Raw genomic sequence first — 26120 nt, forward strand, 5'->3', positions numbered from 1 at the left:
AAAAAGACCAGCTTCACACGAATTCAATTCGAGCTCAGCCGGTCCCTAAATTGATCAATAGATCATAAGGTCACATGGGCGCAGTTCAATAACTCTGCAGTTTTGCGATATATTGACGCATGATGCCCTACTGCCAATGCACAATGATGTGTAGGCGACTCTCCGAACCATTGCTGCATATAATCATCCGGATGCTTACGGAATTTCACCGGAGTCTGGGTGTTGCCAATTTGCATGATCGGCCCGTCAATGGAATCCCCTTCGCTTATGATCATTTTCAATTTCCCGTCAACTGTCTGTGTAACGTTCAATGTAGTTATAGGACCGGTAATAACTTTGGCTTCGACGGATACACCCGTACCCTGCTTCCCATGATACATGCCCATACCTCTCAGAATCGGTTTGCCGCTGGCCAGTGCAATATGGAATGGTCCGTCATGACCGAGCAGAATACTTTTGTTCTCGTAATCCGTGACCACGATCTCGGAGAAGCTTCCGCCGGTACCCAGCAGATCGCATATTTTCATCGCTACTGCTGTCTTCAGGTCGCCTTCACCTGAACAGGGAATTCCCTTCGCGGTAAGCAGTGAGTGGCCGACAATGAATCCACCCTGCAGCTTCTCATAGGCGCCTCCAGGGGCCCCATGGTAGTAGTAAGTTAGTGCATCCAGGTCATACTCCCGGACAAGACGCTCCTGCGCTGCAGCCACACGGCACGACCAGTCCATCTGTTCCTCCGTTGGCTTTCTCGCAATCGGATCTGATGGCGAATTACCGCTAATTTGAAAAAAATGCTGAATTTCTTCTTGCTTCATCTTGATCTCCGCAGCGGTAACTTCTTTCATCATTCGGTCCAGATCACACATCTCCAGTACTTCAATATGGAGTCCTGTTTGAGCCTGTACCATCGTAAAATCACTGTACATATCCAGCATTCCGCTGTATGTATTGCCCAAAAATCCGAATCTGCTGTGCTGCAAACTGCGCTTTACCGCAGCCGCCCGGATCCACTCTTCAATCTCATTCCATGCAGAAATGGCTTCTCTGCGCTGCGCCGTGTTCTCGTCTGTCAGAGAAATCGCCGGCGTATAGTTCAATCCAAGCAGCCCGTTAATCACGCGGAATACGATACCGCTCCGCTGAAATACATTTGAAATCTCCGGCACGGGACAAGCGCCGCAGTGTGCGAGCCACTCTCCTGTCGTAGATGCTTCATAATTAATTCGGGCTGTCGGCTGCAGGTTCAGAATGACAGCAGGAGCTTTACATAGCTGATGAACAGGCAGCACGGTGGAGCTGGTCGAATAGGTAGCCGAGTGACAAAATACGAGATCCACCTGTCGTGCAGCAAACCATTCACCTGCTCTCCGCCCTTCTCCTTCCTCATCAACCATCCCGTAGTAGTGAACCTCTGCCCATTGGCCCATACGTTCGGCCAAAAATTGTCCGTATTCTTCTAATCGCTCTTTCAGGCCTGGAAACTGACTCCAATAAGCCTTAAGTCCAATGGAATATAGTCCGATTCTTGCCCGCTTTGCTGGCTTAATCATAGAAAGCTGATTAGTCTTTATCATGCCTATATCCTCCTGACTATTGCCTTTATAATGTCATTGTAATGGCTTACAATTGAAATAACATCCAAGGATATTGACAAAAAATCATAGGATCTTGATGAAGCAAAAGAAGAATTAGAGGAGGGAAGTAAGACATGGAATTTATAGAGAAAACCGTCTGTGCGTGGGATGAAGATTCGATTCGGCTGTTTGCCATGCCAAGCCATTTTGCCAAATCTCATTTTCTGTATGTTCAGGAGGTGGGTCATTTCCGTACACTTCCAGCTTACCGGACCGAACGAGCGTCGCTCCGTTCCTATCTCATCTGCTGCACCCTCTCCGGCCGAGGTTACTTGCAGTATGAAGGACAGCGGCATACCCTGGAGACAGGACAAGCCTTCTTCATTGATTGTATGCAGCATCATGAGTACGAAACGGACCCCAATGAACTGTGGGAAATATTGTGGATCCACTTTAATGGACCTATGTGTGCAGCCTATTATGAGTGCTTTCAACAGCAGAATCCGGTTGTGTTTCCAGCTGGAAATGATTCACCCATCCCTAATTTCATACGAGATATTCTGGACATTCAGCAGCGCAAAGATATCCGGACTGACATTCAGAGCTCCAAGATCATTATGGATATGATAACGGAAGTCCTGCAATCCACAATCACGAACACCCTTGGTTCATCAACCGTTCCCGAGTGGCTTGATATTGTTACAAGCTATCTGGACCGGCATTTCAGAGACAAGATTACCCTGCAGGAACTTGCCTCCATGGCCGCGTTAAACAAGTTTCAATTATCCAAGGATTTCAAGAAATACACCGGCATCACGCCGAATGAATATATCATTCGCAACCGGCTTTCCTATGCGAAAGAACTGCTCACTTACTCGGCATATTCAATAGCGGAAATCGCGCGTTTATCCGGAATCGACAATGCCACACACTTTATTAACCTGTTCAAGGCCAGGGAGAGCATGACGCCGTTATCTTATCGAAAGAAATGGAGGCAGCATAGTTAACATTGCTGTTCCAGCTCCAGTTTCTTGTAGTTCAATTTAATATAATTAAATCCCGAATATATAGTTAACGTTACAGCAATGAGCATTAGCAGCATATCTACCCGCAACCCCGTGAAAAGTGAGAAAGGATAATTCTGCAGCATAACAGCGGCAATTGCGATCACTTGAAACACCATTTTGATTTTTCCGTGCCGATCTGCTGCCAGCGCTATTTTTTTGGAAGATGCAATTAACCTGATGCCTGTGATAATGATTTCTCTGCCTATTATAATAACAGCCATCCAAGATGGAACGAGCTGTAGTAACACAAGCATGATCAATGCCGCGGAGATTAGCAATTTGTCAGCCAGAGGATCTAATAGTTTCCCGAGATTGGTGACCATTCTATATTTTCTAGCTATGTATCCATCCAGTTTATCCGTGGCAGCTGTTATCAGAAAAAGAGCAGCCGCGTAGTACATCCCCCACTGATTCAAGTGCTCAAACAATGCACTCTGGCTCTCCAGCCATTGCGGGTATGGCTGCAGCAGAAGGATCAAACAGGGGATGAGTGCAATTCTTATAACTGTGATTCTATTGGCAAGGTTCATATGCATGCTCCTTTTATATAAAGTGAAATGAAGAGTAACCTTGTATCTATCAATCATAATCGCTGAACAGCTTTTTTTTGCAGCTTCTTGTAACCTATACATTCAGACTATAATGAAAAAAATGTTCATCTTTGATAAATCCATAATGTTCATATAAGCTTTGGGCTCGTAGATTATCTGCGGCGGTTGCCAAATTCAAGCCTTTGGATTGGGTTTGTTCAGCATGTTCTTTTGCTTTATCTATCAATAATCTGCCCACCCCTGCTCCCCTGAAATCTTCCTCCACATAGAGATCGTTTAAAATCCAAGTTCTCTGCATCGAAATCGATGAAAAAGAGGGATATAACTGAGTAAATCCTACACATCGGTTGGATGAGCTTTCCTTTGCTATAAAAATGACTGAATCACGGTTGACCATTCGTTCTTGTATAAACGGTAATACATCTGCAGGTGTGGATTCCTGGCCATAGAATAATCTATATTGATTGAACAGTTCTGCCACATGATTTAAATCATCCCTGGTAGCTTGAATAGCGTGAATATAATTTTTCATATCATGCATCTCCTATCCATATCCGATATTGGTGAAATTGCTTATTGATTATCATTTATTGAGGTTTCTTTGTTCAATTTATCATTGATTTTTCTCAATAATGAAATTGAGTAAAACATATAAGTAACAAACATCCCACCTGCAATAATCAATCCATAAATGCCAGAAGCCAATAGCACATAGACTATAATTATGCTTAATACAAAAATCCCTAAAAATTTCATTTCATCACTCCGGTCTCAATCTTTCAAACATTCTGTCATTGCCTGTTCTCTATATTTCTTTGGTGCCCGGTTCATGTAGGCATCTTGTATGACTCACTCGGCGATAGTTGAAATGAATGTTCCATATCCAACAATGCTCCCCCCTATGCTCTAGTTTAAGCAAAATTATCTCAGCAGTTCCCTCTCAAAACGACCCTTGGCTGCATCCCACTCCGAATCGATCATACTGTAGATATTGGCGTCTCTAATGTAACCATCCTGCATGATACCGTATTTTCTAAGAATGCCCTCTTGCTGAGCACCAATGCGTAAAATCGCTTTATGAGATTGTACATTGCGGCTGTCCGCTCTGAAACCTTCCATGCATTTCTGCAAGTCAAGATAAATAAACCCTTTCATTCCACCTTGTTAAAATCGTCTTTGATGATCGCATGCATCTTTACGTCTTCATGAACTCCTCTAGCAAAAATATGTTTTCGTAGAATCCCTTCAAATAGTAATCCGTTTTTTTCCATAACTCGTGATGAGCCAATATTGTCCGGATGGCACCTTGCTTCAATTCTTACTAATTTCATGTGTTCAAAGCCAAATTTGATAATCTCTCTGATGGCTTCCGACATATAGCCTTGATTCCAGTATTGTTGAGATAACGCGTATCCTAGTTCAGCCTTTGAATTTTTAATATCCCATGCAACAAATCCAGCGGTTCCGACAATCTGTCCTGTCAAAGTATCTTCGATCCCCCACGGAGCAACCTTATGACTATTGTATTGGTTCAACACCATATCCAGATATATTCGGGTGTCCTCTATGGTTTGATGTTTATACCAGGTTGTATATCTGGCCACCGCATCATTGGAACAGTATGAAAAGAGATCCTGCTCATCCTCAAGCTTCAACTTTCTAAGTCTCAGCCTTTCCGTATTCAGGGTTGGCAGTTCTTTAAAGATATCTTCAACATTCATATGTTCACCTACTTATCATTTATTGGACGACAGAGTCTTTTGAATATTCATAAAAAAGTGCAGTTTATCATCGATAAAATCATCACCAAAATCAATGCTTCCGTGGATATGAGCGTCCTTAAAGCATAATCCCATCAGCCATACCTGTCTTACACCAACAAAGAGAGGGACGGCTTTTAAATCTTTTGCAGACAATTCCCTTACCGAAATATATCCCTTAACAAAGGCATCCCAGAGCTGTTCCAGCAACTCCTTGTCATGACCTAAACGAACTTCACGTGCTAATCGAAACTCAGCAATATCATAAGCTCTCCAGCCATTCAAGATCTTTGTTTCTATGATTCAGATGAGGCCTGATCCATGACATAGATTGATGCAAAAGATATTTTAGATCTAAGGGTTGTCTGGTAAATTCCGAAGTAAAGTCGTCGGCTGCCTTATGGATATCCGCCACTGCTTTACCAAACAGATAACTGATTTTTTCATCATTAACTGGCTTCTCCAATCCTTCCGCAAATGTAAAGAGAACTCCGTAACGATCACCCTCCGGGGCTTTCAAAATCTGAATGAACTGCCCGCTATGATCTGCGACTGCCAGAGACACCGGAATTCCTCGCTGATTCAAAAAATTTAACAGATCGATTTCAAAAGCGACTTCACCCACATCCATTCTTCGATCTGCTCTATATATTCTAAACACATATTTAGCACTCGATGTTTTAACCAGGTATGTATCGTTCATTCCTCGCAGTAAATAACTGAATTCTTCGATATTATTTAATCCGTAAGTTTCACTAACATATTTTCTTAGTGCTTCTTGAGATAGTGTAGAGTAAGAAACTGGAAAGTGAATTGTATAATCCCCTATTTTATAATTGTACAAACTCCAATATAAATTATTATGCTGAACTGCCGTTCTTCACAAAAAATCTTCTACGATGGACACTCCTTGTTCCAGTCTGTCCCGGCTCTCTTTAAGATACGTACTTGTCCAATCATTTAACTGAGAAAAATCAAAGCTTCGATGCATTCCGATATACACAATGAATTCCCGCAGTCTTAGGAACAAACTCAAATTACAAAGTGACACTTCACTCATGACAGTGTGTCGTTGATACCCTTTAAGGAAGTATTCCAAAAATCTCCGTGCCTGTTCTTCTCTCTCTGGGATCGAATCGTTAAGCACGACATAAACAATGTAGAATAATTGAACGGCAATATCTTCTTCATACCAGCTGTATTGACACTCATCAAAATCAAAAAGTGTTAGTTTTTGATCATCCACATGGAAGTTGCCTACATTAATGTCGCCATGGATGAGTCCGTATGTATGTTCTTTTTTCAGTAAATGAATTTCACTTACGAGCTGCTCATATTGCTCAATCACCCGCTCCTGATCCGAAGGAATAAATCTCTTTATATTTTTAAGATAAGAGTTTTCAGTCCACTCGTGACGCTTAAATTTCTGTCTGCTTGGTACATATCTTCTGGATAGCTCATGGATGCGACCGGTTATTTCCCCACACATCTCGGAAAGCGTATCATTATTCATACATTCTGGATAAAAAATCTTGCTTCCCGGCGCTTTCTCAAATGAAGCAATCACGAAATATGAGCCTTCAAGATTAACAATTTCAACATAGCTGCCTGAACAGGAAAGGATTGGTTTACTGACAGAAACACCATGCTGATCAAGATACAAAACCCATTCTAGCTCCCCGTTAACTTGATCTGCTGATCTGTGAGAGCTGTAGGTGATTCTTAAAATATACGGATTTCCCAGCTTGGTATATTCATAGACGAAATTCTGAAATCCACCCACATACTTTAAATCGGATAATTCTGTTCCAAAAGATTTTGCAGCCTTCTCAAGGATCTGCTCATTCATGAGCTCTTTGATCTGTTTCTCCAATCGTATCAATTCCAATCAATATGTAGTTTCGGCCACTTCTTACTCCACTCTTTGCCGGCCACTCTTTTTTGGTAATAAAGCTGATCCTTGAAAAGTGGGCTTCTGCGTACTCTTAGATTGAATAGATCCTCAAGACCATACGGGGCAATAATAGAGATAACGTCATCTTTCGAGAGCGTGATTCCTACAGCCGTAACGGTCTCTGGCCATCGGCTTATAGCGTCAGTAATTGAGTTATACGGTTTGTCATTGTTTTTCAAATGCATTCTAGCCTGATTCTTTACGGACCAGATCGATGAGTTGGTTTGTTGGTTCAGCCAATTTTCAAGCTCCTTCTCCTTATCCTCATCGATATGCTCGTGATCATAGAAGATGACATCAATATCATTTAGTGGAGTTAACATGGAATGTCCGTGCAGGTGATCCCATACCCGGTTTCGTACATAGCCTGCGGCAATGTACCAATGCGTCAGGTTTAATTGTCTGACGAGCTTAAGGTCTCTCATCACATATTCACTGTTCTTCATGATATCGATTAACTGTGTGTCCAGAATAATCTCAACTCCCGGGTTAAAAATTGAAAATTTAAACTATTCTACTGTTTAGTTTGTTAGCCATATAAAATGAAAAGCCTCATTAGATGAGGCTTTATAAAGCACTACTTAGACTGATCCAGGACAGGTACAAACATAAGAGCGATAATAGAATAAAGACCGTAAAAATCCGCACATTACTCTTGAACCTGAACCCGTACACACAAAAAAAGACAGCTGCCGCAATTTTGGATATGCTTTGATAATAATCATTGAAGTGCGAATTACTGAAGATTAAAGATGTTAACAAACATGAAATGATTAGAAACTTAAACCATAATGGCTCATTCAAAAACATTCTAAACATGATTTGAACCCGCTTCATATCCGGCGATCCCCTCTTCCCTTTCATCGTTGAATAATCTTTCCTGCCTTCCATGATTATACATCTAACAACCGGTAACCGATAGCCTAAGGTCAGATAAAATTTGGGATGGACAGCTGAATTATTTAAGAAATACACTATTATCTTGAAAATTATTATATCCCTAAATGCAATATGCATTTCGTTTCAATCTCAGCTCTCTCAATCAAGTGGACCAGCTTTCCTAACTTCTTTAGTAAATCTGATTTCAATATACAATAACTTCGATTCAAGATTATTTTTTGGGGGGCATATTTCAACATATCAGCCCATGATTGAATAATTCCTTTAAATGTTATCAGATTGCTTCCATCAATAAGCGTAACTCCTATATGGTTTAATCCCATACCGTTCTGTTCTGTGCTAGGATTCCATGTAGAAATCCAATTCAGTGAATCATTTATGTACTCAATGAATTCATCATCGATAGAGGTGTATTCAATTACAATTAAACCCTCCCTGTACAAATCACCATTAGAATCCCGGGTATATGTTAAATAAGAAGAGTTTTCGACGTCAGATCTGTTTTCAATTACAAACTCATGAACCGGCATGCTGTCCTCCCACTTTTAACGAGCCCGCGATGGCATGAGAATTGTTTGTTCTAAAATCTTCGCTTTCTTCATAAAAGAGTCCATACTATCATTCATAGCAATTCTCAACCCAAACTCTGCTTCACGAAGCGTCTGACGTAATAGTTCATAATCATGTTTGTCCTCTTCGCTTAAATCAACGAACTTGTACAATTCATCATGAGGGTAAAGCCTAAATTTACTATACAAAGCAGTAAGAATTTGTTTCTCAGATTGAGAAAGAACTCCTAATAGTTCACCCGTACGGATACTTTGTAAAATTCCATTCAACACATCGCCTAGTTTAGTTGTAACCAAATTAGGATCAGACCATTGGTGTCGGCTTTGATGAGCAATTAAACCTTCTAACTCCACTAGATGTTCTTGAACTTGATTGATAATAACTTGCTCTTTCACAAAATTTAATTTCATCATTCCCCAGATTGTAATTGCAATCAGTACTACATTCAGTCCTAAAGATACGAGAAGAATCAGTTTCGTTTTTCTTGTCAATTCAGTTCTCCTTTACGAAATACATTATTAAAAATATATCCCTGACCTTTCCAGAATTCCGTATCTACTTCTAATAATTCAAATGCACCATCTGTATATTCCTCAATGACTTTTTTCCAGAAAAACTTAGATCCCTCGTTATTGCCGTGTTGAAGCACTTCCCAATCACCTTGATGCATATCGAATATTTTCACAGCGGCTTTTTGGCCAACCCCTCTTCGGCGGTATTTACGCATCACGAAAAATTCAGCGATCGACTTAGCCTTTGCGCCTTGCTGTAGATAGCAGTAATTATTTATCAATATGAATCCGGCATACTTGTTCTCCACTTTGATAAAGTACGGATGTCTGTCTTGTTCTGTCCAGTAATAATCAAAATACTTATAATCATATAATCCGTAATCGTTTACATCACGGTCATTGAATTCACTAAAATCATACTCATAGAGCTCTATCAGTTGTCTTAAAACTGATTTTTGAGTTTCCTCAACTCTTACAATATCAACTGGCTGTATATTCATGTTTACGATGACTCCTCACTTCTCCACATACGTTTAAACCCGACACGGATCGCATAGTAAGTTATTGTTAGAAATGTAAACCAAGCAAATCCAATCATCCACATTTCCCAGCCACCTGCGTACACTGTTCCAAATGAAACCTTTGTCTGCAGATGGTCAACCGATTTATATTGGTTCAAGATATCGGGGACATGGTTTTTTGTTAACATCATTCCCTTAATGACATTCCAGCCAGTGTAAAAAAGCATCATTATCATCGAGACAATTACAGATTCGATCATCAACCGTTTATTCAACTTCATATGAGAACTCCTTATTCATTTATTTGTTCATGTGATCGGCTTAACACGATACCAATAATCATAAATCTCAGAGTATCCAAGACTCTTATAGAGTTTAATAGCCGTCATATTATTCTTCACGACCTGAAGATAACCATTGGAGATTCCTTGTCTTTGAGCCCACTGTAAAATATGTAAAATCATTTGTTTTCCGTACCCTTTTCTTCGATGATGCTCGCTTGTCACAATATCGTAAAGTCCAACATAATCTCCATTCACAACCCCTAACCCGCAAGCAGCGGGCAATCCTTCAATATACAAGATAACGAATACCTTTCTGGTAATGATGTTATTTATAATAGCCTTATGAATATAGGCTTTTTCATTATCGAGATTTGAAAATTTACAGTATGTATCCAACCACTCGCTCGTAACCTCTTCACTAATAGAAATTGAATGTATTGCAGGCTTCTCTAAATTCGTTAGTTTCTTCACTAGAACACTTGATGGTTCAATAACCTCATAGTTTCGTTTTTCTAGTTGTTCATCAAGAGAGATTGGAAATGTGTAGGGTGTTATTTTAAAAATAGTCCTAAGTCCTTTTTCGGCATACATTTCCTCACATAGATCAATTTTTCGGTTAAAATTTTCGGTGCCTGTATATATCGGTTGTATGGAATTGGCTCTCTTGGTATACCCATTTGCAAAACGGAGAAGCCACCCGTCTAACACCATGGTTTGCAAGGAAGGCCATGCGTTCAGCGTCATTTCTTCAATATTTTTGTACATTTAGCATCCTCCGTGGCATGAATAGCAGTTCACCTAAACTCTCTCGTTTTAACGCCCATGCCTGTAACATAGTATGTCTTATTTATTTTATAATCTTTTCTGTGATGTGCCTGTTCTGGATTACACACCTTCATCATTCGTCCACGTTGTTCTGATGTACCCAATCTTCATACCAACCCGCTCCATATTCCGGTGACTTTGGGATAAGAAACTGCACTGCCCGACAACGAGTCTGCAGTCGTTTCGTTTCGCTTCTTCAATTCTTCTTTTCAAAAGAAATTGGTGCAGCCCTATTCCTCTGAAGGCGGGTAATGTAGCTGCGAAGGTTAGAGAGGCTATAGCATGGTTTGAATACATCACAGCCACAGCTGCCGGCTCATCATGGACATAGGCCATAAAGAACTTCCAACCTGGTCGGTGTAAAAGAACCTTGTTATTTGCCGCCACAGGTGCTATCCCATCATCAGGTAAGCCTGTTCCTCTACAATGAATCATGGCATAGGTTTCAAATTGATCTTCATTCAATTCATGAATACATATATGTTCTGGGAGTTGTTCATCAAATATCCGTGGCTCCATCACGGTTGAGGTATGAACCCCGGTTTGATAAAAACCATGATCGGATAACATCTTAAGAAAACCAGCATCTACGATCGATGGAACAACCTCAAATTGTATTTTTCGTTGTCGCTCTTGGTAGAAATTGATGATCGGCTGAATATATTCTAAATCATGACTTGTAATACCTTTGACAGTATTAAATGTCCCCCATGGCATCGTCTTACTGTATAAGCAGAGCGCACTACCAAACTGGACGATTTCAATTCCTTCAGGGTTACCGATCCTATTCTGGATGGCGGTCATTCGATCATACATGTACTCACGTTCAGATAATTCTATGTCCCTGACCAGTGCACTGGATGGAATGAGTGCTTCCATGACATTTCTCCTCATAAAACAGTGATATTCAAATATTACCTATAAGTTTCGATCCCTTAAAATTTCTTTAATCTCTTGTAGTTCTTCTACTATTTCTTTCATTTGTTGGTTGTTCCTAGAGTTGTCTATTCCAATCTTGACACTAAAGATACCAATCGCTAAATAAACAGCCAGCATAATAATAATTCCCAATGTATCTATCCTTTCTCTTATCAACAAGACGCTGCGGATATATTTTCAAAAATACCTATCATATTTCATAAAATTTGATGTTCAGAACTTCGATCGATCTATTTCATTTAGCTTCTCGTTAAGATCATCTAATGAGTTTTGAATAGATTGCATCCTGCCGAGACTTGAATACTGATTGCTAATGACTCCGGCAAATCCAATCACAACCACAATAATTAAAAAGGTCATTTTACGTCCTCCTCGAGTGATATTTACTATGTTCTGTCTTTAGGCTCATTTAATTTATCAATTAATATATCAAGCCTATCCATGATTCTTTCATCAATTCCCGAACAATATATCTAATACAGTACTTACTGATCCGCTTTTCTTACGCAATAAAACATCTGGATTGTATACTTCAACATAACCACAGAACTCACATGTTACGAATAAGTAGTGGTTGTATTGAATATCAAGAATCTTGCTTAATCCAGTGCCGGTCATAGCAACTTCATTCACATCGCATTCTCTTTGGCCACATTTAGAACATTTAAATTTTTGTATTATGATTTCGCTGATATCTACATCCGTATATTCCTCTCCTGGCTGAGTTCCTTCAAAGTCCTCTTGAGTTTCAAAAATAACATTGCCCTCACGGTCGATAAGCACCTCGTGTTTACATTCCGGACATACATTCTCAAATAACTCTACTTTTGAGCTGCACCAAGGACATTCGATCATGTGCTGATCTCCTTTCCCAGGATCTCTTTTATTTTTTCTTTACACGTCGCTAGATCGTATTGGGAATTATCAATCTTTTGCTTATTTATTTTCAATAAATCATAGATTTCCAGTTCAATCTTCTTTCTTTCTTGCAGAACTTGAACAGTCCCGTCAAACCCGGAATACCCTTGCATCTGACCGAATCCTTGCCCGGTGTAATACTCCATGAATCCGTTGGCCCACTCTTGTGGCCTTTCATGTACTGCTTTCTCAAAAACAGATCGGATATCCTGCTTGTCAATATAAATCAACAAAGGATTCAATGGCTTGATGAGTTCTTCCAGCTGAAACACATAATCCATAACTTCGCTTTGCCGCACATTATATTTCACGGTACCTATCGTTAATGGATTTTGTATAAAACAGCATTCAAATATATGAATGGTATCATCTTGAAGAGCATCTTTCACAAAGCTTTTCCAGCGCTCTGTAATTAGCCTCACGTTTTCATAGAAGGGCAGCTCATAGATATCTTTTTTAAATAGTGCGTGCAGCAGCTCAACTGGAAAATCAGTTCCGAGTTCATGTTGTATCTTTCGATACGGGATCAAGTAGTCATTTCCGTAGCTTAAGGACGTATTCGCTAACATATCTCTGGATTCTTCAAGCTCTAACAACAACTGATGAAATTCTTCCTGCCTGTAAAAAGACACGCCTTCGTAATCAGCAGGGTGATCTACATTCCCTTCTTGAAATAACTGCGCCTCAACACCACGGTCTGCGAATATATCAAATACCATATGTGCGATCGTGGACTTACCTGATCCAGGTAAGCCCTCAATGAGAATTAATTTTGTGTTCATGATGTGATCATTTCGGTGATGTGAACCTTTTGTTTTTACTCGCCATCGGTTGACGACTTTTCCACCTTATATTCCATAAGCACCATTCCACTTGGGTATGTCTGCTGCCCGATCAACGATAACGGCCGGCGCACACCGTTAGGAGCAAGCAACGGGACCCCGCCGCCCAAAAGTATCGGTATGATCGCAGGTTCAACGGTATCCACCAGATTCCATTCCAGCAGTTGAGATAGCAGATGCCCTCCACCATACAGCCAGATATCCCTGCCGGGCTGTGAACGTAGCAGCATGATCCGTTCTTGAAGTCCTGTGCTTATTACCTCGACTTCGGGATGATCCTCCTGCCGAAGTGATTGCGATGCAACGATGACTTGTTTACCTGAAAAGTCACTTGCAGCATGTGCGATCTCATATGTCCGGCGTCCCATAAGAATCGTATCGAACTGATCATAAAGTGCTTTAAAATCAAACTCGGGCTCTGGTATAATCCAATCAAAATCATCTCCCGGACCTGCAATAAAGCCATCCAGACTGCACGCAACCTGGTATCTCACTCGTCTCATGACATCATCTCCTCTTTTGTATCTCCATGATAATTTGACTTAGTGACCATATCAGCAGCGAGAAACTAACAAACATAAAATATGTATTGGTGTTGAAAAATTGGTTGTTAATGTGAATGGAGAGACCTGCTGTGATGGAATGAATGTAATGCCAATCGATTTCGCCAAACTGCTGCTTGTATACTTCCGCCAGATAATCTCGATAGCTGCGATAACGGATGATCTGATAATACACACCCATCACTTGGTGAGCAATACAAATCACAGACAGTATAATCAATGTTCTCATGTGGAACTTTTTATGGTCCAGTACCTTACACCACTGCACAATCAAAACAATTAACATAATGAACAGAGGTAAGAATAACAGAATTGCAGGATTGCCATTACCGGATGGACGGCCAGGAGTTGTCGTCATGGAATGTCCGAGTTTAAAAATCAGGAACGTAATTGTCAATGAAACGAACAACTGCAGTTTTGATTTCATGATCCCTCCTCATTTAGCGGAGTCATTATTCATACAGACAATATTATTGCAGCGGCATGAATGATACCTTCCAGATACCACTTTCATCCTTTATCATTTGAAAACCTGAAGTCTCCCCAGGCTCAGCATCATATTCGATGTGTCCCTGATAATTGCTGGTTTCTACAAAGTGTCCATTTTCGATATGATTAAATTTGGCCGCAATGTCTTCTTTTGTTCCCCGGTCCTTTTCCGGAATCTGCTGATCCTCAGTCTTTGTCCACGCGACGTGATCTTCTCTTTGCGTGTATAAGAAGTAAGCAATATCATGCTCTGCCTCGTATCTTGCCGTAACATATAACTTGGCAACACTCATCGGATCAAGGTTCTGCAGTGCATTATCATCAAGCTGTTGTTTCAAGCTGTCGTAAGCTTTTTGTTCTGTTTCATTCAGTTGAAATGTTAAATCTGCACTTTCATCAGATTTGCTGCAACCGATTGTTACCAGCATTAAAGTAAAGCAAAGAAAGACAGCTACTATTTTCATTATCAAAACTCCTATCCTAAAGGTTTATTAAATTTGTGTATTTACCTCCCCTCTTCTATCTAAACGCGATCTAGTCAAAAAAGTTATGTGTTAAATGATCTTAGTTCAGTCTGATTGATGGTGATTCCATCAAATTCGTGCAAAACTACCTGGTTTCTTCCGATAGTGTTTTTATTCGCTCAAGCGCTCTTGGCAGCCGGTCATTAAATATTTCCTCAAGTTCTTGCGGAACTTCGGTTTTAACCGTTAACGTAGTGACTCCATTAATCTCGTTTAGATAATAACTTTCTGTACCGCCACTCCACTCTTTATCACGTTCAAGTTGTCCGCTTTCTTTTGTATCTGCTTTGTGCCTAAACTTAACATATTCATTTCGATTCAGTGTTTCGATCAGACTTGTCACACCATAACCACTTGAGGATGATATAAACTGAATTTCATTTCCTTCGATCAGGTCTCCGCTCATATATGTGCCTTCATCAATGAGGTCTGCCCAGTCCCGAAACGTTGCGTCCTCCCAAAGCGTACTCCATACTGCTTCTTTACGGGCAGCAATTTCGATCGAGAATTGAATTTCTTTCATTTGATTCCCCTCTTTCGCCTCATTATTATTGCACGAAGTCCTTCATCCAAATATAAATATATTAATGCACCGACAACACCTATGATGTAAAAACCGAGACTCCTCCTGATGTCTTCAACGTAACTTCCGCCAATCACAACAAACAAGAGAATCGTAATAACAATTAAACCACCAACTGCGTAAACAACTGTATAGACCAATACTCTGAGTAAGATATTCGTGATACTGATCTTCAGATATTTTATTATTTGATCAATTAATATTGAAAAAAACGTCCCGCCTATCAAAATGACAGGTAAAGAATAGATCAAATACACAAACAACAAGCTTTGAAAAGTCCAAGGTGAGACATCTTCATTTTGTCGTGAAATTGACATATAGAAGTTACTAGCTAACAACAGAGACAATAGTATCGAAGATAATATTGCAGCAGATAATTTTCTTAATACGTAATACTTTTCTTTCAATAAACATCCCCCTTTTGACTTTAATTATATACTTTTCGAAATCATATTTGTTAATTTTTACAAAAATACCCCTCCGGCCATCGGCCGAAGGGGCTCACATTTCTGCTAACCTTTCACACTTCCCAGCACAATGCCTTTTACGAAATAGCGCTGCAGGAAAGGATACACAAGCAGGATCGGCAGGGAGCCGATAAAGATCTGTGCGGCTTTGAAGGTCCGGTTGGACACATCAGCCATAGCTGCGGCTTGATCTGCGGTCATGTTGGACAGGTTCTCCTGGACGATGACAGTCTGCAGGTAGCTGGACAGCGGATATTTTTCCGGTGAATTCATAAGAATCAAACCGTCGAACCAGGAGTTCCAATGCCCCACAATGGTGAACAAGGTCACGGTAGCCATGGCTGGCAATGAAAGCGGTGCATAGATACGCCATAGGCTGGTCCAATATCCTCCCCCATCCATAAAGCAGGACTCCTCCACTTCTTTAGGCAACCCCCGGAAGAAATTCAGCAGAAGGATTACGTTAAATACAGGAAGCGCTCCAGGTATGACCAGTGCCCATAGGGTATCAATCAGTCCAGTATCCCGGACCGTCATGTACCAGGGGATCAGACCGCCTGAGAACAAGGTGGTGAACACAAAGATCCACGCGTAGGCGGTACGAAACTTCATCTGATGCGGTTCCTTGGAGAGCGGATAGGCTACGAGCAGGGTCAGCAGCATGCTGATGCCGGTTCCAAGAATGACTCGCTGAACGGTAACCCACATGGAGATCAGAAACTGCGGTTTATTAAGAACATACTCATAAGAGCTCCACGTAAAGTCCACCGGCCACAGCTTCACTAACCCGGCAGTTGCAGCCCCCTTGGAACTGAGGGAAACCGCTAAGATATGCACGATGGGCAGAAAGCAGAGCAGAGCTACAATGGTCAGCAGTGTATAGTTTATGAGTAAAAAAAGTCTGCGGCTGTTCGACACGTGATTCATTGACTCTCTCCTTTTCTAGAAAATGCGGTAGTTGGCCAGTTTGGAAGCTAATACGTAGGAGACGACGATAAAGATCAGGGAAACCACGGATTTAAAGAGTCCGATGGCTGTACCCACACTGTACTGCATGCCTTCCAGACCGATCCGGTAAATGAATGTATCCAGGATGTCCCCGCTCTCATAGACCATCGGGCTGTACAGGTTAAACACTTGATCAAATCCGGCGTTAAGCACATTCCCCAAACTTAGTACAGAAAGCAGAATAATAATCGGCACCATGCCCGGAAGCGTAACATGCCAGGTTTGTTTCCAGCGTCCTGCTCCATCTACGGTAGCGGCCTCGTACAGTGATGGGTCAATGGACGTCAGCGCTGCGAGATAAACAATCGTGCTGAAACCGAATTCCTTCCATATATCTGTGACGACCAGCGTGTAAGGAAACCAGGTGTTGCTTCCCAGGAAGAAGATTGGTTCAATCCCGAACAAGCCAAGCAGCTGATTCAGAATGCCGGTGGTCGGTGACAGGATGTCGATAAAGATACCTCCAAGAATGACCCAGGACAAAAAGTGAGGCAGATAGATTAAGGTCTGGATCCCTCTTTTCATCAGCGCATTACGAATCTCATTCAGCATGAGGGCAATCGTAATAGGGACAACCAGCCCTCCGATGATCTTCATAAAAGCGATAAATACGGTGTTCCATATCACGCGCCCAATATCCGGTAAAGCAAACACATATTCAAAATTATCAAGTCCGATCCACTTCGAGCCGAACAGGCCTTTAAACGGTACAAACTGTTGAAACGCCATCACAATCCCTGCCATTGGCCAGTAACTGTAGATCAGGACAATGATTAAACCCGGCAGTATCATAAGATGCAGGGGCCATTGGCGCCACAACCCTTTATTCATTTGGATTGCTTCCATTCATTGACTTCTTGGGTAATACTGTCACCGCCGAGTTTTTTCCAGTCCTCTACAAATTTATCAAAAGCGTCTACTGAAGATTCTCCAATAATAATCTTGGTGAACACTTCCTGCTCCATCGTATCCAGTGTGGCTTTACGCTGCCCCATCGTTTCTGTTGGAGCTCCGACAAATCCGTTGCTGATGACCTTGCCTTCATCGTTCAATATACGCAGCTGCTTCATCGAACCATCCGGGCCGCTCGCTTTATATCCGGACCATCCAGCCGGGTTGCTGCCATCCAGATAACGAACGAACTCTTCATACATAATTTTCGTTTCTGCGCTGCTGATGCCCTCATCGCTCTTGGTTTCCAGAGCGGTCTCCAGCTCTTCCTGGCGGATCAAATCCTTATTAGGATTCACGACTTCAACCAGGGAGTATTTATTTACACCAATCGAATCCTTGTCGGTAGTGACGGTACCGTACTTCTCGAATTCTGCGTTATCGCTGTACAATTTCTCATAATATAAATTGGCCATTTTAATAATTGCTTCCGGGTGCTCAAACCCTTTAGTCACGACATAATAGTGCGAAACCGAGAATGGCATTTGTACAGAAGCATTGCCGCCCTCTTGGGATGGAATCGGGTAAGACACCCAGTCGATCGAGCTGTCCTCTTTCACCATATCCCAGAATGGCCATGCCGGATACCAGCTTGGACCTGACAGCAGACCAATCTTGTTGCTGGTAATGGTCTCAAACACTTTGATCGTATCTTTAACGCCAAACTCAGGATCAATCAGCTTGTTTTTGTACATCTCCTGAAGGCTTGCAAGTGCCGTTTTCATTTCCGGCTGAATGCTGCCATAGACCAGTTCGCCATCGCCCTTGTCTACCCAAATCTGAGGGTAGGCCCCATAACCGTTCATAAACCCGATGGAGAAACCGCTTGTGCCCACATCTTTATTCAGTGCAAATCCATAGGTATCATCGACACCGTTCCCATCAGGATCCTGCGTGGCAAAAGCTTCGGCAATCTTGATCACATCTTCTATGGTAGACGGTGGATCGAGGTTTAGCTTCTCCATCCAGTCTGCCCGGACCCATAGCAGTGGAGCGGACCCGCCAATGACCGGCTGTGTGGAAGGCATGGCAAGCAGCTTTCCGTCAAATGTTGCAGACGGCAGGGCATTGGGATCAATATTCATCACCTTTTTGAGATCGTCACTGGCATAGTTCTCAAAAGCTGCAGTCAGATCTGCAAGCTGTCCGGCATCTGCCAGCTGTCTGAGCTGGGTAGCATTTACTTCAAGGATGTCGGGAAGATCATTCGATGCAATCGCGATGTTCACCTTGGAATCGTACTGCTCCTTACCGGTTACAATCCATTTGTAATTCAGGTTCATCCCGAGTTCTGTGTACAAGTCAGTCCATACATTGTTTTTGATATCCTGACCTTCAGGGAATTTCACTTCTTCACCCACATATCGGATGGCATCAATAGAGATCGCAGGTTCAAATGCTCCCATCGGCTCCACAGGACCTTCTATTATTTGTTCCGGTTCCTCGGACTTCGTCTCAGCCCCTTCATTTCCTCCTCCGCATGCACTCAGCAGCATGGTGAACAGCATACATCCAACTAATGAAACATAGGCCATTTTCTTGCTTCTCATGCCTTCATCACTCTCCCTTTTTGTAAGCGTTTACTATGTAGTTCATTATAAACAGCAAAGTAAACCCGCCTCTACTCAACGCTGTTTACTTTGCTATCTTCTGTTTACTTGTTTACCAATTCACGATATTGCTGTGGTGTGAGATGGGTAGCTTTTTTGAAAAACCGGTAAAAATATGGCGGCGAAATGAACCCAAGCGCCGTGGCAATCTCATGAACTTTGGTATCTGTTTCCTGCAGCAGCTGCTTAGCACGGTTTAACCGGGCCGCATGAATCGTCTCGGATAGTCCTTCTCCGCTGATTTGTTTGTACAGCCTGGATAAGTAGGAAGGATTATGTCCGACCGCCTCTCCGATTCTCGTTAAAGACAGATCCCCGCCCAGATTACGCTCGATATACCGGTTAACCTTGGCAACCACTTCGTGTTCTTCCTCGTACCTGCCCTGCTCCGCAGCCTGAAAGATCAGGTCTCCGGTCTCTATTAAATAATCGGCTGCCTGCTTCCAGGAATCGTGCAGTTCATATCGGGTGAGCTTCTCGAGATCCACTAATTTGTCAGACGTCTCTAGATGATGAGCGGTTAGATGAAGCCGGGTCAGGTAAGGCAGGTACATCGATACCACATCATAGTAAATCTCCATATTCAGGGCAGTATCAGCGTCATTCGAGTACAGGGTATCGCCCATCAATGCATGAAATACCGAATGAAATTCATCACGATTTCCCTGCTCAATGCAGAACCGAAGCAGCTCTGCTCCATTTCTTCTGGATGTTCCAGACCGCAGCAAGGGAGTATTTCCATTGCGAGCATGGATGTTTTGTTCCACTGCAGCTTCTTCGATTAACAACGTCTGTGCACCGATGCCTAAACCGCTTCCCAACAGCAGCTTAATGTCCTCCACTTTGTCTGCTAACTGGCTCCACGCCGACCACTGTGAAGAACAGGCAAGAGAAACTTGAAGCTGCAGCAGCGTCTCGGCCACCTGCTGAATTCGTTCCATGGTTCCGTGCACAAAACACATGACCTGTTCTCTGCGCTCCCTATCATTCAGGTCATCAGGCCCGATATGATCCCGGCACTGAATCACCCATATGATTCTGGAACGGTCATATTCGGCAGCGATAAGACAGACCATGGGGCTTAGCAGCTCCTGAACAATATTCTGAAGAGCATATAAATCCAGTGCGTGCGAAGAGGCATGCCCCTCTCTCCAGGTATCCACTCTGCCTATTAGCAAGAGACAAGGATCATAAGGATTCAATTCCATCTCCAGTTCGTGAAACCAGCGCTCAATCTCACTCAACGTATGGGAACGTCCCTTGAGCAAATCACTGATGTATTGTTTTTGCAGAAATGGTCTTGCACGAAGAAGCCGTTCCTGCGCCTGTGCAATCCAGTGCCTGGATTCCATCTCCTGGTCCAGTATCCGGACCGCCTTCTCTACGGCACGCAGTACTGCATCATTGCCTTCCGTCTTTAAAATATAATCCAGCGTACCTTGTCTCGTCGCCTCGTGGATGTATTGAAAATCATCATGCCCTGTTAAAAAAATCACTTTACAAGCAGGCCAGCGGTTCTTGATCTCCTTCTGCAGTGAAAGCCCGCTGGCTCCAGGCATATTGATATCAGTCAGCACGATATCCATTTTAGTCTGCTTTAATATCTCCAGCGCAGAGGATGACGAGTAAGAGCGGTGAACTTCGACATGCAGCTCATCCGCACTTTCAAGGGCGTGGACTAAGCCGTGAACGATAATAGGCTCATCATCAACTACAAGCAGCCGGTATATCATAGATGTTCCTCCTTTTCAGCCGGAAGGATCATCTCAACGCGCAGCCCTCCCAGCTCTCCTCTTGAAAAAGACAAGCCTCCGTCTTTCCCGTATTTCAAACGCAGCCGGTGATGCACATTAAACAGGCCCGTCATATCCTCCGTAAGATCACTGAATTGAAGGCGCTCCTGAAGCTGCTGCAGCTGTTCATCTGTCAGATGCTGTCCATTATCCTCTACACTGATTATCAGATGATCATTGACCAGCTTCATGCGGATTTCTATAATCCCGCCCTGTTCGATGTGATCCATACCATGTTCATAGGCATTTTCGAGCAGCGGCTGCAGGATAAGCAGAGGTACTTTTCGATTCTGCTGCCCATCCGGAATGGCGTCCCAGGAGGCAGTGATTCTGGGCTGGAACCGAATCGACTGAATCTGGGTATAGGCTTGGGCATGGCTGACCTCAGCGCACAGGCTGACCTCATCATGACCGCTCTTCGTAATAAATCTAAAGTATTCTCCTAGATGTTTGGTAAAGGGTAAAATGTTGTCTATGTCCCACATCTCAGCCATTTGATGCAGTGTAAAGAAACTGTTGTACAGGAAATGAGGATTGATCTGGGATTGCAGCTGTTTTAATTCGGATCTTTGCGAACGTATTTTTTGCTTGTAAGATTCATCAATCAATCCCTGCATTCTCTTCACCATGGCATTGTATTGTTCATACAGATACCGGAATTCATCGCTTGGTTTATGATTCAGCTCCAGCCTCTCCAGATTGTTCAGATCCATCTTGCGGAAGGAACGAACTAGCAGGTATAAGGGCCGATGGATTCTTTGATAAATCCAGGAGGAGAACAGGATCACCACCAGCAGTGAAATGCCGGACAACACGAAGAATATCGTTTTATACTTGCCAAGCGGGCCTTCAAAATCAGCCATGGGAGTATGTACAGCCAGCAGCAGATTAAGCTCTGCAGACTCCTCTATATATACATGGTAATCGATATCTTCATAACGAAGTGTCGTATCGAATGCCGTAAAATCGGTCGTGTCATTCTTCTTCATCTGAGCTAGCAGAGCCTTGTCAAAACCCTGCCTGCTGGTGTCCTGTAACACCCAGGATTGATTCAAGGAAATGATTGATGCCCCGCTGCCCTTGGTATTCAGCTGTTTTAAGGAGTCTTCTATCCGATTGATATCAAACTGAACGGCGATGACAAAATTGGGCTCCTGCCCGGTATGCATTGTCTCCGGATATACCATCCCCATCTGTAAGCTCTCGTTCCAGACATGCAGCTCGCTGTTCTGGGCTTCCATAATTGCTCCCCACCTGGTCTCCGGCATGGAAGGGTTGTAGGAAGACTCTCGAAGTGTCATTTGCAGCTGCGGAATATAGGTTTCAGCTGAGTTTATGTATGAATTCGAATTTTTGAGCAGCCGCATCTGATCCTGCACCCGGTTGACGGCTTGAAAGTATTCGGACCTGCTCATCGCCGGAGAGATCGTGCTGAGCTTCTGAATGTCCTTGTCCTGGGACAAATAATGTATCAGCCTCTGGGTCGCCGCCATCTCCTGTTCAAAAGTGTTCATAAACAGCCGGGATCTTGCGTGCAGAGACTGAGTCAAATCATGCCTCACGCTGTCCGATGCCGACTCGTTGAGGTATATCGCTGCGCCGTACATGGGAACCACTGCCAACAGGAAACCCAGCACCAGCTTAACAAAGATCGAAGAACGATCTTGAACGACCCGCCTCAGATTCATGCAGTATGACGCTCCTTTCTGTTTAACAGATCGGTTTGCAGACGGAAAATATATAGTGCCTGCCCAATGTTAACGCTCTCATATTAAATGATGTACTATATTTAATAAAGACCAAGTGTGCGAACACTCGGTCTTTACTATTTTTGCATGAAATTTTATTGTTATTAATTAGTTAAGTGTGTAACTCTAATATTTTCAGGTTTTCGTCATTACTGCGTCTCACTCTCATTAACGGGTCACGACGAAGACGTATCACAAACTCTTGATTTGAAGTATGATACACCAAGTTTCCTGGCTTTGCTTGAAAAAACTCTTTATTAGCATCTTGCTTAGAAATTGCACGAATAGGGGCGACTTCATCTACTATTTTTTTGTTGCCTTCTTCATGATAATTAAGTATGGACACTAGAACAAATTGGTCAGGAAATAACTCTCTTACTTCTTGCCATTTCATACGTTCTACCTCCTACAAATTCTTTCTCCTCAATTTTTTTTGCTATCTAGATTTTAGCATATTTGTAGTTTGTATTCTCAATATTTTCAGCCTATTGTCTGAATTCTTCAACACAGACAGCTTGTCAAACCTGTTTATTCATGAGATAATCATGGTTTTCCTACTAAGAATATGATGCAGCTGGAGGCGTAAGCGTGGAGCGATATCCTTTCTCCTATAATCCGTCAGAACCATTCGTCAAGCAGGTCGGCGATTGGGTTGCGGATGTGTTTTATGATGTACTGCCTGAACATGGATTTGATGTCCGGGATGAACAAATATTTATGGCATACCAACTGGAAAGAGCCTATGGAAATAAGAAAACTATCTTTGCAGAAGCCGGCGTTGGCACGGGAAAAACCCTTGTCTATCTGCTCTATGCCGTGAACTATGCAAGATATACACGAAAGCCTGCGGTCATCGCCTGTGCCGATGAGTCGCTCATTGAACAGCTTGTGAAACAGGAAGGAGATATTGCGAAGCTTGCCCGTTATCTGGATCTTCAAATCGACGCGCGGCTCGGTAAATCCCCTGATCAATACTTGTGTCTCAAAAAAATAGACGGCGTCCGTCTTCAGGATGAGGATGCGGCGGCCATTGAAGATGTGTATGAACATCTGCCTGACTTTGTACATTCTCCAGGAACGATGCAATCTTTTTACCCCTACGGCGATCGTAAGGATTACCCGCATCTGAATGATGAACAATGGAACAAGATCAACTGGGACGTATTTCAGGACTGTTTTGTATGTGACAAAAGACATCGCTGCGGCATGACCTTATCTCGGGATCATTATCGCAAATCGACAGACCTCATTATCTGCTCCCACGATTACTACATGGAACATGTGTGGACCTATGAGGGCAGAAAAAGAGAAGGTCAGCTTCCGCTGCTGCCGGAGCACAGCTCCGTCGTCTTCGATGAAGGACATTTACTCGAATCAGCCGCACAACAGGCGCTTAGTTATAAGCTGAAGCATAGTGCATATGAGGAGATTATTACTCGTCTTCTGGATGGTGAGATCAGGGAAACGCTGGCCGAGCGCATTGAAGATTCCATCGACCAGAGCCAGCTAGTATTCTCTCTGATCGCGGAACAAAGTACAGCCATACCGGGTTCAGATCGCAAACAAATTCAGATAGATGAGAGGCTGCGAATTGAACTGAATCGCTGGAAAAGCACTATTGAAGCCATTGATGAAGAACTGGTCTTTGAGAGTGGGTTGCATACGCTGGATGAGTACAAGCTGCGTATCGTGGAAGAACATCTCGAGATGATCCAGACTGCGCTTCATCTGTTCCGTGAGCCAGACACCTTCATCTGCTGGGCGGAAGAGAATGAAGATGGCGCATCAACGCTGGCCATTATGCCGCAAACGGTCAAGGAAGTGCTGGAGGAGCGGGTATTCGGACTCCAGATGCCGATTGTGTTCTCTTCAGCCACGTTGTCCGTGGATGGATCTTTTGATTACGTCGCAGGAAGCCTCGGAATCAGCGAATATCTATCTTTTTCCGTAGACTCTCCGTACGATTACGAAAAGCAGATGAAGCTAATCGCACCAAGTGAGCTTTTGGAGCAGCATGGGGAAATTGGGAGTGAGGCTGAGGCTGCGAAGAAGCTGGACTTGGCGATTGAACTGATTAAGGGGACCGAAGGGCGAGCTCTATTGTTATTTAAAACCATGAATGAGCTTCGTGAATTTAAGCAGGCGGCTTCGAAGCATTCAATGTTAACACCCTACACGATGCTGTATGAAGGAGACCGTGAGATTAGCAGTCTTATAGCGGAGTTCCAAAACACAGAAGAAAGCGTGCTCTGTGCGGCAAGCTTATGGGAGGGGCTGGATGTTCCCGGACCTTCATTGTCCAACGTTATCATTTGGTCACTGCCCTATCCACCGGAAGATCCAGTATTTATAGCTAAACGGGAAGCTTCTGATTCAGCCTTTGAAGAAGTAGACCTGCCCTATATGCTGCTTCGCTTACGGCAAGGATTAGGCCGGCTCATCCGTTCATCGACAGATCAAGGGATTGCTGCTATTCTGAATCCAGAGATACTGCTTAATCCCAATGTCCGGGGTCGCGTTGAAGCTGTGCTGCCGCCTGGAGCTGTACTGAAGGTAGAATCGTTGTAGTTTAACTGAACAGGCAGCCGATCATCTCGGCTGCCTGTTGTTCTATCCGTCTATACATGTGGAGGAGGAGAATCATGAAACGTTCGGATTTGTTCTACATTTGGGTTGCTATCACAGGCTACTTAGCCGGTGTATTTGCTTATCTAACATCCCTTAGGTCGCTTGAAGGCAGCGATTTTATACATACAGAGCAGCTGGTGGCCTGGACGCTCTTCCCTTTTTTCACAGTGGGTATATTGCTTTATCTTCTTTGTGTAATCGTTTTACGCTCCATCAACAGGTATTATTTGTGGCTGCAGACATTAGCTTTTATACTGGTCGGAATCGTTCCTATTACCATGATCCCTTTCCTTATGGGTTCGTTTAGTGCAGCAAACTTTCGTTTTGTGTTCTCGCCAGAAGGGTTTTTCTTTATGTTGTTTTTTACAACTACCGCTATAGTGTGTTCTTACGGCACTTGGGTAGCTCAGAAACGACTCGACAAAAAGCCTTTTCTAATACTTTTCGTGCTCATCGTACTCGCTTTTGCTATTGTGATTGCAGTTTGAATGTCCATGAGAGAACCGATGCGTTGTCACTGAAACATTACTACTCACTGG

At 42.9% G+C, this 26120-nt stretch carries 31 protein-coding genes; 3 read left to right on the top strand and 28 right to left on the bottom strand.

Features of this window, described 5'->3' with window-relative positions; all coding sequences use genetic code 11:
- Positions 1-62: 62 nt before the first annotated feature.
- Positions 63-1574: an L-fucose/L-arabinose isomerase family protein gene (locus HII30_RS18120; protein ID WP_169506456.1), complete on the bottom strand. Its 1512-nt coding sequence runs from the start codon at positions 1572-1574 to the stop codon at positions 63-65.
- A 134-nt stretch (positions 1575-1708) separates the two neighbouring features.
- Between HII30_RS18120 and HII30_RS18125 the strand changes: the two genes are divergently transcribed.
- On the top strand, positions 1709-2581 hold the full coding sequence (locus HII30_RS18125) for a helix-turn-helix transcriptional regulator (protein ID WP_169506457.1): 873 nt from the start codon (positions 1709-1711) through the stop codon (positions 2579-2581).
- Here the strand turns inward: HII30_RS18125 and pgsA are convergent.
- From pgsA to HII30_RS18260, 27 genes are all read right to left on the bottom strand, one after another.
- Positions 2578-3171 carry a CDP-diacylglycerol--glycerol-3-phosphate 3-phosphatidyltransferase gene (gene pgsA, locus HII30_RS18130; RefSeq protein ID WP_169506497.1) on the bottom strand — a complete coding sequence of 198 codons (594 nt, stop codon included), beginning with the start codon at positions 3169-3171 and terminating at the stop codon, positions 2578-2580. The two genes, HII30_RS18125 and pgsA, sit on opposite strands and share 4 nt — an antisense overlap.
- 94 nt (positions 3172-3265) lie before the next feature.
- Entirely contained in the window at positions 3266-3724 is a 459-nt protein-coding gene (locus HII30_RS18135) for a GNAT family N-acetyltransferase (RefSeq protein WP_169506458.1), read from the bottom strand.
- A 389-nt stretch (positions 3725-4113) separates the two neighbouring features.
- On the bottom strand, positions 4114-4311 hold the full coding sequence (locus HII30_RS18140; RefSeq protein WP_211184674.1) for a GNAT family N-acetyltransferase: 198 nt from the start codon (positions 4309-4311) through the stop codon (positions 4114-4116).
- Positions 4312-4343: 32 nt separating this feature from the next.
- Positions 4344-4913, bottom strand: a complete 570-nt coding sequence (locus HII30_RS18145; RefSeq protein ID WP_169506460.1) for a GNAT family N-acetyltransferase — start codon at positions 4911-4913, stop codon at positions 4344-4346.
- A gap of 15 nt (positions 4914-4928) precedes the next feature.
- The gene (locus tag HII30_RS18150) at positions 4929-5237 is read right to left on the bottom strand and encodes a hypothetical protein (RefSeq protein WP_169506461.1); all 309 of its coding nucleotides are present in this window, start codon (positions 5235-5237) and stop codon (positions 4929-4931) included.
- Entirely contained in the window at positions 5215-5796 is a 582-nt protein-coding gene (locus tag HII30_RS18155; RefSeq protein ID WP_169506462.1) for a phosphotransferase, read from the bottom strand. Before HII30_RS18155 ends, HII30_RS18150 begins: the two co-directional genes overlap by 23 nt.
- Before the next feature lie 36 nt (positions 5797-5832).
- Complete coding sequence (locus HII30_RS18160) at positions 5833-6801, bottom strand: phosphotransferase enzyme family protein (protein ID WP_246246671.1); 969 nt, start codon at positions 6799-6801, stop codon at positions 5833-5835.
- A 29-nt stretch (positions 6802-6830) separates the two neighbouring features.
- Entirely contained in the window at positions 6831-7352 is a 522-nt protein-coding gene (locus HII30_RS18165) for a nucleotidyltransferase family protein (protein WP_169506464.1), read from the bottom strand.
- A gap of 546 nt (positions 7353-7898) precedes the next feature.
- Positions 7899-8336 carry a hypothetical protein gene (locus HII30_RS18170; RefSeq protein ID WP_169506465.1) on the bottom strand — a complete coding sequence of 146 codons (438 nt, stop codon included), beginning with the start codon at positions 8334-8336 and terminating at the stop codon, positions 7899-7901.
- 15 nt (positions 8337-8351) lie between these two features.
- Positions 8352-8867: a hypothetical protein gene (locus tag HII30_RS18175; RefSeq protein WP_169506466.1), complete on the bottom strand. Its 516-nt coding sequence runs from the start codon at positions 8865-8867 to the stop codon at positions 8352-8354.
- Positions 8864-9388, bottom strand: coding sequence for a GNAT family N-acetyltransferase (locus HII30_RS18180; RefSeq protein ID WP_169506467.1), 525 nt, complete (start codon positions 9386-9388; stop codon positions 8864-8866). Before HII30_RS18180 ends, HII30_RS18175 begins: the two co-directional genes overlap by 4 nt.
- A 2-nt stretch (positions 9389-9390) precedes the next feature.
- Entirely contained in the window at positions 9391-9690 is a 300-nt protein-coding gene (locus tag HII30_RS18185) for a hypothetical protein (RefSeq protein ID WP_169506468.1), read from the bottom strand.
- A gap of 27 nt (positions 9691-9717) precedes the next feature.
- Complete coding sequence (locus HII30_RS18190) at positions 9718-10458, bottom strand: GNAT family N-acetyltransferase (RefSeq protein ID WP_169506469.1); 741 nt, start codon at positions 10456-10458, stop codon at positions 9718-9720.
- 120 nt (positions 10459-10578) lie between these two features.
- Complete coding sequence (locus HII30_RS18195) at positions 10579-11397, bottom strand: GNAT family N-acetyltransferase (protein WP_169506470.1); 819 nt, start codon at positions 11395-11397, stop codon at positions 10579-10581.
- 513 nt (positions 11398-11910) lie between these two features.
- Positions 11911-12312, bottom strand: a complete 402-nt coding sequence (locus HII30_RS18200) for a zinc ribbon domain-containing protein (protein WP_169506471.1) — start codon at positions 12310-12312, stop codon at positions 11911-11913.
- Positions 12309-13157 carry a P-loop NTPase family protein gene (locus HII30_RS18205; protein WP_169506472.1) on the bottom strand — a complete coding sequence of 283 codons (849 nt, stop codon included), beginning with the start codon at positions 13155-13157 and terminating at the stop codon, positions 12309-12311. Before HII30_RS18205 ends, HII30_RS18200 begins: the two co-directional genes overlap by 4 nt.
- 35 nt (positions 13158-13192) lie before the next feature.
- On the bottom strand, positions 13193-13720 hold the full coding sequence (locus HII30_RS18210) for a dihydrofolate reductase family protein (RefSeq protein ID WP_169506473.1): 528 nt from the start codon (positions 13718-13720) through the stop codon (positions 13193-13195).
- A gap of 4 nt (positions 13721-13724) precedes the next feature.
- The gene (locus tag HII30_RS18215) at positions 13725-14207 is read right to left on the bottom strand and encodes a hypothetical protein (RefSeq protein WP_169506474.1); all 483 of its coding nucleotides are present in this window, start codon (positions 14205-14207) and stop codon (positions 13725-13727) included.
- A gap of 43 nt (positions 14208-14250) precedes the next feature.
- On the bottom strand, positions 14251-14733 hold the full coding sequence (locus HII30_RS18220; RefSeq protein ID WP_246246679.1) for an RNA polymerase subunit sigma: 483 nt from the start codon (positions 14731-14733) through the stop codon (positions 14251-14253).
- Between the two features lie 145 nt (positions 14734-14878).
- Entirely contained in the window at positions 14879-15316 is a 438-nt protein-coding gene (locus HII30_RS18225) for a hypothetical protein (protein ID WP_169506475.1), read from the bottom strand.
- Complete coding sequence (locus HII30_RS18230; RefSeq protein ID WP_169506476.1) at positions 15313-15783, bottom strand: hypothetical protein; 471 nt, start codon at positions 15781-15783, stop codon at positions 15313-15315. The genes HII30_RS18225 and HII30_RS18230 overlap by 4 nt, the downstream gene beginning before the upstream one ends.
- A 105-nt stretch (positions 15784-15888) precedes the next feature.
- Entirely contained in the window at positions 15889-16770 is an 882-nt protein-coding gene (locus HII30_RS18235; RefSeq protein WP_169506477.1) for a carbohydrate ABC transporter permease, read from the bottom strand.
- A gap of 15 nt (positions 16771-16785) precedes the next feature.
- The gene (locus HII30_RS18240) at positions 16786-17682 is read right to left on the bottom strand and encodes an ABC transporter permease (RefSeq protein ID WP_169506478.1); all 897 of its coding nucleotides are present in this window, start codon (positions 17680-17682) and stop codon (positions 16786-16788) included.
- A complete protein-coding gene (locus HII30_RS18245) occupies positions 17679-19352 on the bottom strand; it encodes an extracellular solute-binding protein (protein WP_169506479.1) in 1674 nt (557 codons plus the stop codon). The genes HII30_RS18240 and HII30_RS18245 overlap by 4 nt, the downstream gene beginning before the upstream one ends.
- Before the next feature lie 104 nt (positions 19353-19456).
- Positions 19457-21145, bottom strand: a complete 1689-nt coding sequence (locus tag HII30_RS18250; protein ID WP_169506480.1) for a response regulator — start codon at positions 21143-21145, stop codon at positions 19457-19459.
- Positions 21142-22893 carry a sensor histidine kinase gene (locus HII30_RS18255; RefSeq protein ID WP_169506481.1) on the bottom strand — a complete coding sequence of 584 codons (1752 nt, stop codon included), beginning with the start codon at positions 22891-22893 and terminating at the stop codon, positions 21142-21144. The genes HII30_RS18250 and HII30_RS18255 overlap by 4 nt, the downstream gene beginning before the upstream one ends.
- A gap of 172 nt (positions 22894-23065) precedes the next feature.
- Positions 23066-23347, bottom strand: a complete 282-nt coding sequence (locus tag HII30_RS18260) for a hypothetical protein (protein WP_169506482.1) — start codon at positions 23345-23347, stop codon at positions 23066-23068.
- A 194-nt stretch (positions 23348-23541) separates the two neighbouring features.
- Here HII30_RS18260 and HII30_RS18265 point away from each other — a divergent pair, with 194 nt between their 5' ends.
- Together HII30_RS18265 and HII30_RS18270 are read left to right on the top strand one after the other, a co-directional pair.
- Entirely contained in the window at positions 23542-25521 is a 1980-nt protein-coding gene (locus tag HII30_RS18265) for a helicase C-terminal domain-containing protein (protein ID WP_169506483.1), read from the top strand.
- Between the two features lie 74 nt (positions 25522-25595).
- Positions 25596-26069: a hypothetical protein gene (locus tag HII30_RS18270; protein WP_169506484.1), complete on the top strand. Its 474-nt coding sequence runs from the start codon at positions 25596-25598 to the stop codon at positions 26067-26069.
- Positions 26070-26120 lie beyond the last annotated feature (51 nt).

This window comes from Paenibacillus lemnae (genome assembly GCF_012933385.1).
Taxonomy (GTDB): domain Bacteria; phylum Bacillota; class Bacilli; order Paenibacillales; family Paenibacillaceae; genus Paenibacillus_AQ; species Paenibacillus_AQ lemnae.